The organism is Segatella salivae F0493 (assembly GCF_000477535.1).
GTDB lineage: Bacteria > Bacteroidota > Bacteroidia > Bacteroidales > Bacteroidaceae > Prevotella > Prevotella salivae.
The window spans coordinates 26,015-36,989 of the sequence record NZ_AWGW01000008.1; the positions used below are offsets into that span (position 1 = coordinate 26,015).

7 protein-coding genes are annotated in these 10,975 nt (G+C 41.9%); 6 read left to right on the forward strand and 1 reads right to left on the reverse strand.

Annotated features, from left to right (window positions below; translation table 11 throughout):
* Nucleotides 1-16: 16 nt before the first annotated feature.
* From HMPREF9145_RS04615 to HMPREF9145_RS04625, 3 genes are read left to right on the forward strand one after another with little or no spacing between them, the layout of a single operon-like run.
* Complete coding sequence (locus tag HMPREF9145_RS04615) at nt 17-1,351, forward strand: MATE family efflux transporter (RefSeq protein WP_021825184.1); 1,335 nt, start codon at nt 17-19, stop codon at nt 1,349-1,351.
* A 52-nt stretch (nt 1,352-1,403) separates the two neighbouring features.
* Nucleotides 1,404-2,645 (forward strand): nucleotide sugar dehydrogenase, encoded by a 1,242-nt coding sequence (locus tag HMPREF9145_RS04620; RefSeq protein ID WP_036906600.1) that lies wholly within the window; start codon nt 1,404-1,406, stop codon nt 2,643-2,645.
* A 23-nt stretch (nt 2,646-2,668) separates the two neighbouring features.
* Nucleotides 2,669-3,688, forward strand: coding sequence for an acyltransferase family protein (locus tag HMPREF9145_RS04625; RefSeq protein ID WP_036906595.1), 1,020 nt, complete (start codon nt 2,669-2,671; stop codon nt 3,686-3,688).
* 63 nt (nt 3,689-3,751) lie between these two features.
* On the opposite strand, the gene HMPREF9145_RS04630 is transcribed toward HMPREF9145_RS04625, so the two are convergent.
* Nucleotides 3,752-5,818 carry an outer membrane beta-barrel family protein gene (locus HMPREF9145_RS04630; RefSeq protein WP_021825186.1) on the reverse strand — a complete coding sequence of 689 codons (2,067 nt, stop codon included), beginning with the start codon at nt 5,816-5,818 and terminating at the stop codon, nt 3,752-3,754.
* Between the two features lie 591 nt (nt 5,819-6,409).
* Between HMPREF9145_RS04630 and HMPREF9145_RS04635 the strand changes: the two genes are divergently transcribed.
* The 3 genes from HMPREF9145_RS04635 to HMPREF9145_RS04645 all read left to right on the forward strand — a co-directional run bounded on the left by HMPREF9145_RS04635 (nt 6,410) and on the right by HMPREF9145_RS04645 (nt 10,635).
* Nucleotides 6,410-6,730, forward strand: a complete 321-nt coding sequence (locus tag HMPREF9145_RS04635) for a hypothetical protein (protein ID WP_021825180.1) — start codon at nt 6,410-6,412, stop codon at nt 6,728-6,730.
* A 131-nt stretch (nt 6,731-6,861) separates the two neighbouring features.
* Complete coding sequence (locus HMPREF9145_RS04640) at nt 6,862-8,979, forward strand: TonB-dependent receptor (RefSeq protein WP_021825182.1); 2,118 nt, start codon at nt 6,862-6,864, stop codon at nt 8,977-8,979.
* A 15-nt stretch (nt 8,980-8,994) separates the two neighbouring features.
* Nucleotides 8,995-10,635 carry a hypothetical protein gene (locus HMPREF9145_RS04645; RefSeq protein WP_021825175.1) on the forward strand — a complete coding sequence of 547 codons (1,641 nt, stop codon included), beginning with the start codon at nt 8,995-8,997 and terminating at the stop codon, nt 10,633-10,635.
* The last annotated feature ends 340 nt before the right edge of the window (nt 10,636-10,975 follow it).

The window sequence follows — 10,975 nt, forward strand, 5'->3', positions numbered from 1 at the left end:
TTATAAGATAAAAAGCATGCAAAAAGAGGATAACTACACATTTCTTACTCAGGAACCAATACCGAAAGTTATCGGAACAATGGCCGTTCCGACGATTATTGCAATGCTCATCACAAATCTTTATAATATCGTTGACACCTACTTTGTAGGCAAAATAAACACTCAAGCAACGGCAGCTGTGGGCATAGTCTTTTCGGTTATGTTCTTCATTCAAGCCTTTTCTTTCTTCTTTGGGAATGGTTCTGGCAACTATATTTCACGCGAATTAGGAAGTAAAAACCGGCGGAATGCGGAACAAATGGCGTCTACAGCACTCGGCTATGCCTTCATTTCATCAATTATTATCGTTGTTTTCGGCCTTATATTCTTAGATAAAATTTGTATATTCTTAGGCAGTACATCAACTATTTTGCCCTATACACGCCAATACCTTGGCATCTCTTTGCTCGGGATTCCATTCATTATGTGCACCCTTTGCATGAATAATCAAATGCGCTTTCAAGGTTATGCGCGATACTCTATGTATGGGATTGTAGTGGGAGCACTATTGAACTGTGTGCTCGATCCACTCTTTATATTCACCTTTAATATGGGAATTCGCGGTGCAGCTATAGCCACAGTGACGGGTCAAGCGGTTGGATTTGTCGTCATGTATGTCATGAGTCGGCATAAAGATATCATTCATTATACACCGCGAAACTTCTCACATCGTAGGATGTTTATTAAGGAGATTATTGCTGGAGGCACCCCTTCCTTGTCACGACAAGGCTTGGCCAGTATCGCAACGATAGCCTTAAATGTCAGTGCTTCGCATTATGGTGACGCAGCAATTGCCGCAATGAGCATCGTCAATCGCATCACAATGTTCATCTTTAGCATGATAATTGGGCTCGGACATGGCTATCAACCGATGTGTGGTTTCTGCTATGGTGCGAAGCGATATGAACGTGTTAAGGCCGGGTTTTGGTTCTGTGTGAAGGTTGGAACAAGTTTCCTTTTCTTCTGGGCGGTTATACTTTTCATCTTCAGTGCAGAGGCAATAGAACTCTTTCGCAATGATTTCGACGTAATATCCATAGGTACTCGTGCACTGAGATATCAGTTATTGACCTTCCCTTTGTGGTCTTTTATCCTGATGTCTAACATGATAATGCAAACCTGTCGAAAGACTTTCCGAGCTAATCTCCTTGCAGCTTCACGCCAAGGACTATTTTTTATCCCCCTGATTTTTATTCTTCCGCATTATTTAGGGCTTACAGGTGTGGAGATTTGTCAGGCATGTGGTGACTTTATTACCCTATTATTAACAGCTCCAATCATGTTTTTCGCTTTCCGAGAGATGCGTGTTTAAGGGGCATTTTGTTCGCAATTGAATATTAAGTACAATGAAAGAAAATATAAAAATGAATGTAAAGATAGCCGTAGCCGGTACAGGTTATGTCGGTTTGAGTATTGCTACACTACTCAGTCAGCACCATCAGGTGACGGCAGTAGACGTTGTTCCCGAAAAAGTTGAACTGATTAATCAGCACAAGTCGCCTATACAAGATGAATATATCGAAAAGTATTTGCGTGAGAAACCACTTCATCTCCACGCTACAATCGATGGCGACAGTGCTTATCGAGATGCAGATTTCGTTGTGATTGCAACTCCAACAAACTATGATCCCGTGCGAAACTACTTTGATACTATGCATGTTGAAGAGGTCATTGAACGCGTGTTGCAAGTCAATCCCAAAGCAATTATGGTCATCAAGAGCACGGTTCCAGTGGGTTATACCGAAGGAGTAAGACGGCGGTATGACTGCAACAACTTCCTCTTTGCACCCGAATTTTTGCGCGAAAGTAAGGCGCTTTACGATAACTTATATCCAAGTCGTATCATCATTGGCCGTCCTGAAGACGAAGTTCTCAATGAAAAGGCCCGCCAGTTTGCGGCACTTCTACGAGAAGGGGCTATCAAAGAGAACATCGATACGCTTTATATGGGACTCACAGAGGCCGAAGCCGTAAAACTCTTTGCCAATACCTATCTTGCTCTTCGCGTGAGTTTCTTCAACGAACTCGATACTTATGCTGAGTCAAAAGGCTTAGATACGAAGTCAATTATTAGTGGAGTAGGGCTCGATCCGCGTATAGGTACCTTCTATAATAACCCTTCTTTCGGCTACGGGGGCTATTGTTTACCGAAAGATACGAAGCAACTTTTGGCCAATTATGCCGATGTTCCAGAGAACCTTATCCAAGCCATTGTCGAGAGTAATCGCACTCGTAAGGACTTCATTGCAGACAGAGTGTTGCGCAAAGCGGGTTATTATGATTACTATAATCATGGAGATTACGATGCAAAAGAGGAGAAAACATGTTGCATTGGAGTGTTCCGTTTGACGATGAAGTCACATTCAGACAACTTCCGACAAAGTAGTATTCAGGGCGTGATGAAACGCATAAAAGCTAAAGGAGCGAAAGTAATCATCTATGAACCCACGTTAGAAGACGGCTCAACTTTCTTTGGAAGTCTTGTTGTTAACAGTCTTGACAGCTTCAAAAGTCAGTCAGATGCCATCATCGCTAATCGTTATGATAGCTGCTTGGATGACGTAGAAGATAAGGTATATACACGCGATATTTTCCGCAGAGACTAAGTAATAATATTAAGAAATAACAAATGTCAAAAGCTCAATCCACACAGTTAAAGGGCATAGCTATATTAATGATGCTCTTCCTTCACCTCTTTAATCATTGGACTCCAGGTGAATATGCTCCTTGGTTTTTTATTGGTGAAAGGCCATTGGTTTATATTTTATCTCGTGCTTGTAATCCCGTTGGTATTTTTTTAATGTTAAGTGGTTACGGCTTACATTATAGTTATACACATCATTCGTTGACAACAAAGGGACAAATCAAGCGTTTATTAAGGATATATATATATTATTGGCTTATCCTTTTGATATTTGTTTCCATAGGACATTTTGTGGATAAAGAGAAATATCCAGGGAGTTTATGGGATATTTTGCTGAATTTTTTAAGCTTAAGCAATTCCTATAATAGTGAAACTTGGTTTTTATTTCCCTACGCCTTGTTGTCATTGACCTCACCTTTCATCTTTAGGTTGATAGATAAATGTGGTGTAAAATGGACTCTTTTCGCCTCAATTGTGCTCTACTTCATTAGTGCTTACACTATTAGTAGATATATTGCACCAGCCAAAGCCTATCATACTTGGTATAATTTTGTGTTAACTTATTTTGATGTTCAAGTCTCTTTTGTTATAGGAGGAGCCTTCCATTATTATACAAACAAAGGCAAAGGGAGTTGTACTTTCTTAGAAAATAAGCCATGGATAGCCGTGACTTTATTGCTTTTAACCTTTGTAATTAACTGCTCAATCACGTCATCTGCTCTCTCGCCTCTATTCGAATTTATCTATGTTTTCATGTTACTTCACCTTTCATTTAGTAGGGTAGTGACTTATATTTTAGAACATCTTGGGAAACAGTCTATGGTAATGTGGCTCACACATTCATTCTTTTGTTATCATCTTTTTCATGATTCAATCTATGGATTTAAGTACCCATTATTGATATTTCTCGTTTTATTAGCTGTCAGTTATTCTGTTTCTTACCCTATAACTGCTATAGCTAATCAAGTAATATGTCGTATTCCTTTCTTACAAAAGAATAAATAATGAGGTTTCTTTCCCTGCAATCATCTCAGGGAAAGAAACTAAATATTGTGCCATTACGTTGTATCAAAAGCGCGAGGTATCTGCTTCCTTGCGCTGTTTTTCCTTATATCCACCAAACTTATACGTGAAAGCAAGGCCGAAAGTGCGATAACAGGAGTAGTTTGCACTAAGATTTTGACCCTTAAAACGCACGTAAGGGTCTATCATTTCCGTTTGGAACAGGTCGTTACAGAATAGGCGCAACGAAGCCTTTCTTTTCATAAAGGTCCATTGTGCACTAAGATTCACACTGCCTGATGACGGCAAATCATACGTGGCTTGAATGCCCTTAGAGCGTATCCAGGCATTTACTGAAAGGTTGATATCAGGCTTTGTCGATATGGTTAGCGTGTTGTTTAATGTCACAGCGCCCCAAATTCTATGGCGATTAAACGGAATATCATAGAAGTTTTCAGCCTTCTCATGTTGCCAAATGCCTAATAATGTGAGACGAGAGGACAACACTTTGCCAAACTGTTGCGGGATAACCATCTGCACACCTGCCTGTTCTGAGAAGTTAAAATTAAGGTTCTTATAACTTAATGACAGCCTATCGGGTCGCTGATATACCGTTTGAATGAAGTAATTATCGGTATGAGTGAACCAGGAAACCAATTGATATTTGTTCTTCAAAAGATAGAGTAATTGCAGCTGATACTCACTCGAAGGCTTCAAATATGGGTTACCTGTAATCTCACTATAGCCTCCATCATTGTATGTAGTGAATGGAGTCATTGTCCAATAATCTGGATATTTGCGTTCATTGCTTAGGCCTAATTGCAATAAATGGCCTTCTTTGGGGCGGTAAGTAAGGTTCAGTGTGGGATAGAAATGCCACTCATGCCACAACAAAGTGTGGTAATATTCGGCGGCCAAAGAAGCCTCGGCAGAAAGCTTTTTGCCCAAAACCTTATCGCCTCCTACATAGAAATTCACGTTCTCTTCACGCAATCGGGTGAACGAAGACAATGGACTATAGCCTGTTGTAGAGTGTACTTGCACGTAGTTTTGACTGCCGTGATTGATACTTGTGGTATAGATTGCCCCATAGTTTAGGCCCCATCCGCCTTTCAATTGATGCTCTTTTGCAAGGTAAAATCTCCATCGGTTAACACGTTGTTCATTATCAACAGCAACCTGCATTGCACCCGTTGGAATCGTACTTTGAAAGTTCTCATGTGATGGATTGTGATAGTATGTAAGCTCAGCACCTGCTTTTAGTCCGAAAGGAGCTATGTAATCAAGGCGCAAATTGTGTAGCCATGTGTGCTTCTTAAAGTCAGAAATACTGGTAATATCGCCTGTAGTGGTCTGCTGACTTGAACCGCTTGTGTTGGTCAACTGATAGACTAAACTGAGCAAATGATTCTTGCTGAAGTTGTAGTCCATGCCCAATCTCACGTTGTGACTATAGCCTTTATATCGGTTTTGGGTAAAAGATGCAATGTGATGTGTTGTCCCATCGTTGAGCAAATGATGCGAATCAAATCCCGATGTGGTATAATTCTTTTGGTCAACATGCTGATAAAACAGGTCCATGGCAAACTTCTTACTGTTTAAAAGCAAGGTTCCATGCTCGTCAAATGTTGGTTCATGGCTCTGCGCCCATACTCCACCAAGCTCTCCTTGCAATGGAGTTGCATCGTCACCCCCATGTTTCAGTCTTATGTTTACTACTGCTCCACGCGCTTGAAGCTTAGCCGGTGCGTTGTAATATACCTCTACTTTGTCTATCTTACTTGGCGGTAAAGCCTTTAAAAGAGCCGTCGTTTCGTCGACGGAAAGCGTGGAAACCTTACCATCAATGATAAAAGTTGTGGCCAAACCCGCTAAGGAAAGTTTTCCATTCTGCTCCATAATGCCGGGCAATTCCTTTAAGGCTTCATAGACATTTGATGCACCTTTCTTCTCAATTAGCCTTGGAAGATCATAAATAATGGCACTCCCTTGCACTGTCGCAAGAGGTCTTTCGCCTTTTATCATCACATCAGGAAGGGTGTGAATAACGCTGTCTATGCGCAGCGAATCAGTCTTTTGAGCACATAACTCAAGGCTGGAACATAAACAAATAACAATAAACAAAAGTCTCATAATTATGGTATTTAAACATGATTCACAACACAAAGCTATATAAAAATCTTTAATTTTACCCCCCCCTTGTTAAATTTAATATTATTTACACTTTGCTTTTAGGAGTCAAACAGCAATAATAAGTGCCTTAAAAGGAAACTAACCTCATGGCTCTTAGCAGGATAAGACAAGGTAAATGGGTTTCAAAACCGTTATAAAAAGCCCTGTCTTGCAGCATAAAAAAGGCATCGAAAGCCATCCATATCTTTGACATTAAAAGCTGCCTGCCATGCTTTTGTTTTCCCATAAATGCCAGGTGGTGTGCTCTTTTCCTTTACTTCATTTTGCAATATGCATCAAATGGTGTTGTGATTTGCGTCAAATCATCGCGTCATTTGCGTCAAATTGCGCGGTCATTTGACGCAGTTTACAACGTGCTTTCTTTTATCTTGTTTCATGTTTTAACAGCTTCTTCAAAAATGTTAACGCCATTTAAAATCCTATAAATAAACAAATGGCGGAGTATAACGCGTTATTTTTTTGCTTACTTTTACACAAAATATCATTCGAGGGCTATGCTTTCCTTTATCAGCATGCCTCATTTGGACACCTATGAAGCCAAAAAAGACGATAAAATTTCTATATGTTTGGACACTGATTTTAGTGTTCACATCGTCTGTTGTGCTTAAAGGCTTCCACTATCACGACTCATCTTATCACGGCAAAGCAAAGGTTTCGGCAAGTCATGAAGCCTCCGTGAAACAGATATGTAGTGTTTGTGACTTCGCAATGCACAAGGCAACAGAGGCCAAACCGCTTGTGTTTGTGCCTGTGGTAACCATGCATTGGATAGCCATCCACCTTTTTTCTCCACAAACTGTCTATCGGGTTGTTGCCTCCATCAATAGCCATTCGCCTCCGACTGTAGGCTAATCTTCACCTTATAGCATAGGGGATAGGTGTGCGCGGATGTCATTTCGTGCAGCTTTTAGGTACCCCTTTCAATCGCTTCTCACGCTATTGAAGGGTTGAGAAGCCATTTATTGACACTTAATTTTTATTTTATGATGCTCAAAACTTACTTTGGGAAGCATCTGTTTACAGGCATTTTTCTTGCTTGTTTAAGTTGGTGTGTACCGATGCGGGCGCAGAACAATCAGGCAGATAAAGTTATTCATGACTCTATTTGCTTGCATGAAGTTGTGGTTTCTTCACGTCGTCAGCTCATGGGGGCTAATCAAGTGGGCAACCAAATCAATCAGACCACCATCACTAATGCCTTGGGACGTTCCCTGGGTTCATTGCTTGAAGGCGTCAGCGGCATGAGTTCCATCCAGACAGGAACCATCGTTTCGAAGCCCGTTATACACGGAATGTATGGCAATCGCATTCTAATGGTTAGCAATGGTGCCCGACTTACGGGCCAACAATGGGGCGATGATCACGCTCCCGAGATAGATAAGAACAACTATAGTGACATAGAAGTAGTCAAAGGAGCGGATGCAGTGAAGTATGGTTCTGAGGCACTTGGTGGAATCATTCTTATGCAACCGTCGCCACTTCCCTATGGAATCAAGGGCTTACATGGCATGGTTTCGGGCCTATTTGGTACCAATGGAAGACGCTTCGGAGCGTCAGGTTATGTTGAAAACAGCTTCAAATGGCGAGGTAATTGGGCGTGGCGTTTGCATGTAAATCAAGAGAATGGAGGAGATAGAAGCACTGCAAAGTATTTGTTAAACAATACGGGTATGCGCGAGAACGACTTCTCTTTAACGTTGGGTTATAGTCGAAATGCGTGGCGATTTGAAACCGGTTACAGTCTGTTTGCACAGAAAATAGGCGTTATGCAGAGTGCACAGATGGGCAATGAACAGCTACTTCAGGAGCGAATTAGACTCGGTCGACCTGTTGATGTCTCACCCTTTAGCCGACATATTGGCTATCCTCACCAAAAGATTAACCATCATACAGCGTGGATAAAGGCTTTCTTCGACGACCAACGACTTGGAAATTTCACCTTCCAATCAACGTTTCAACAAGACAATCGGCGTGAGAATCGCATCCGACGCATGAACCATTCCGACATTCCTACTGTGAGTTTACACCTTAAATCGTTGCAAAACTCGCTCATTTGGAATAAGGGTTACGGCCAATGGAAGTCTGAAGCAGGAGGTCAACTCCTACTCACGGATAACCATAATGAACGTGGAACGGGTGTGGTTCCTATCATTCCAAACTATACAGAGGTAGCTTTTGGCGTCTATGCACTGCAGAAACTTACCGCCAATCGATGGGGAATGGAAGCCGGAGTGCGTCTTGATGGACAACAAACAAAGGCCGACGGCTATGACTGGACAGGCAATCGATACGGCGGAACGCGTGACTTCACGAACTTTACTTATAGCCTTGGCGCCCACTTTCACGTCAATCGGCGACTTAAACTCACGTCACATTTCGGCGTAGCTTGGCGCGCTCCACACGTTTATGAGCTATATAGTAACGGCAATGAACTAAGTTCTGGCATCTTCGTTAAAGGCGATTCATCGCTTCGTTCAGAGCAAAGTTATAAGTGGATTACGTCAGTTAAGTATGCTGATTCGCATCTAAACATTCAATTAGATGGCTATCTTCAGTGGGTGAACAACTACATTTTTGACCAACCAACGGGTCGAAACATCACCGTAGTATCAGGGGCTTACCCCGTGTTTCAATACAGACAAACGCGCGCTTTCTTTCAAGGTGTTGACTTAGATGCCCACATCCGACCGATAAGTGCACTCGACTATCATCTTGTTTCGGCCATGATCTGGGCACGAGAGCTACCTTCTCACACTTATCTTCCCTACATTCCGAGTTTCCGTTTGACGCAATCGCTCACCTGGAAACTGCCTGTGTGGAAGGCGCTTCAACCCAAAATAAGTTTGAATCACCGCTTTGTTGCTAAACAAACACGCTTCAATCCTGCCACAGATCTCATTCCGTTTACACCTGCTGCCTATCATCTTATGGGCTTTGAAGCCTCACTTTCCGTGCCCATGCGCGAGGGAATGTCACTCCGAATGAGTCTGATGGGCGACAATATCCTTAATCATGAGTACAAGGAATACACCAACCGAAGTCGCTATTACGCCCATGACATGGGACGAGATGTGCGCTTTATCATTACATGGAACTTCTAATTAAAACATAAAACAATGAAAACAATAAATTTATTCAAAAGTATTTTGGCTGTCGTTGCTATCGCTTTGACAACGATTATGATAGGATGTAGCCCTGAAAAACCTGAAAATGAGAGGGATAAAAAACTGCATGAAGACCCTATTCGCGCGGTTTTCACGCTCCAAGAGGGTACACTCGATAATGTCACTACCTTTGACAAACAACCCAAGAAGGCTGATTTCAAGGCATCTTCAGCACCAGCTCAGGTGATAGAATGGCAGACTACAGCCGGCGAAGGATGGCACAGAACCAGCCAAATAGAGGCCTTCCACGTGAAAAACTGCATCGATAATCCCAACGTTGTCTATCTGTTGAAGATGGAATATTATAATGCTAAGGGAGAAATGATGAACAGTCAGTTCTATAATCTCGGTCAGGATAAGATACATCAACACTTCTTTTCTACCTACAAACGCGTACAATATAATGGTCAAACAAGTTCCGTTCGTGTCACAAACAAGGCAGATTTGCCCTACGATTACCGCTATATAGACGAACTTAACGGCGCTTTCATCGGCGAAACCAACCCAATGGGCTTCGATGGTTTAATCAAATTTGTCAAGCCCGGCAGGCATTTTGAACTCTCGATCGACTTACTTCATGCCGCAGAAAGCAAGTTTGGAGCCGATGGAAAGCCTTCACCTTTCTACAATCCAGCACCAAAACTCCTCAGCACTGGCCTCTGGGATATCAATGTTAAGTTGCCTATTGTTGTCGATGGAGAATCAAATGAGGAAGCAACGCTTGACCCTTCACTCTTTCAACCGGCTAAAATGACAATCGAAATCTATAATGGTCACCTGCACGGAACATACGCTTTTCACCAAAATTCAGTACCAAAGGAACTCCAATACATTGGTAAGAACTATAAACTTACCTACACTTTGAAAAATGGAAAGTGGGTGGCTGATGCACAAAATCCGTCAAGTGTTAACCTCATGGGTAGCGATGAAGGACATTATGTGTCTGCCTTTGTCTTGCGATATTACGACAAAGCGGGTCACGATATCACGCAAAAGATTATAGAAAATGGCGAAGATCAGCATTATCAACACTTCTTTTTAGCCGACAATATCTATCCTTCTTATGGTGGAAAGGAGGAGAAAGGCGACACAAACTCACCCGACTTCTTCTCTTATTACTATTGCGATACAACGCCATGGGATAAGACTAACAAGTTCGATGGAGCCAAATTTACGGGTGAAAAGAATCCCGTTGGCCTGAAAGGTTACTTTATTTTCAAGCATACTCACAAGCAATTTACACTTAAAATTGACTTGATGCGTGCCCGAAATTCTAAGTTCTCAGATGGTAAAGCGAGTTCTTTCTATCGGCCATCTGTTACACAACTGAAAGAAGAAGCATGGATGCCATCGATCAATCTGCCGTTAAACATCTACATGAATAGCGATGAACGGGAACTTGATGAGCATGTATATGGCTGGAGTTTAGACCAGATAAGCGGGGAACCAAGGGCCTATTCTGCAGAAGATTTGACTTCAATCTACTCGCTCATGAAGGCTTTTGGACTGACCGATATCAAGGAAGCAGTCCGCGATTTCTGGTGGAATCTCAAGGGAGATGTTAATCCCGAGGCGGGAAGTTTCTGGTTTTAATAAGCTAAAAAGCCCTTACCCACAACCCCTCTCCAAAGAGAGAGGGGAATAAGATGCTTGCAATGAACACACGATATGATTGTCGTTTAAAGCACAATCGCTCTATTTTCTAAGCATCTTATTTTCCCTTTATTTTATAGAGTGTTTGTGGGTGAGCGCTTATTCTATTTGCTTCATTTTACGGCTTGCCGCAGGTCATGACCTAAAATGACGCAAATCATCGTGTCATTAGACGCATTTCACACGATGAAATGACGCAGATTACGCGGTAAAGTGACGCAAATCATTTCGTGTCTTCATTCTCGTTGGTCAGTGATTTGACGCTAATTATATAATAAGT

Excerpts from the sequence above, each read along its gene's own strand:
- HMPREF9145_RS04615 (WP_021825184.1), top strand. The coding sequence starts at position 17 with ATGCAAAAAGAGGATAACTACACATTTCTTACTCAGGAACCAATACCG.
- HMPREF9145_RS04620 (WP_036906600.1), top strand. The coding sequence starts at position 1,404 with ATGAATGTAAAGATAGCCGTAGCCGGTACAGGTTATGTCGGTTTGAGT.
- HMPREF9145_RS04625 (WP_036906595.1), top strand. The coding sequence starts at position 2,669 with ATGTCAAAAGCTCAATCCACACAGTTAAAGGGCATAGCTATATTAATG.
- HMPREF9145_RS04630 (WP_021825186.1), bottom strand. The coding sequence starts at position 5,818 with ATGAGACTTTTGTTTATTGTTATTTGTTTATGTTCCAGCCTTGAGTTA.
- HMPREF9145_RS04635 (WP_021825180.1), top strand. The coding sequence starts at position 6,410 with ATGAAGCCAAAAAAGACGATAAAATTTCTATATGTTTGGACACTGATT.
- HMPREF9145_RS04640 (WP_021825182.1), top strand. The coding sequence starts at position 6,862 with ATGATGCTCAAAACTTACTTTGGGAAGCATCTGTTTACAGGCATTTTT.
- HMPREF9145_RS04645 (WP_021825175.1), top strand. The coding sequence starts at position 8,995 with ATGAAAACAATAAATTTATTCAAAAGTATTTTGGCTGTCGTTGCTATC.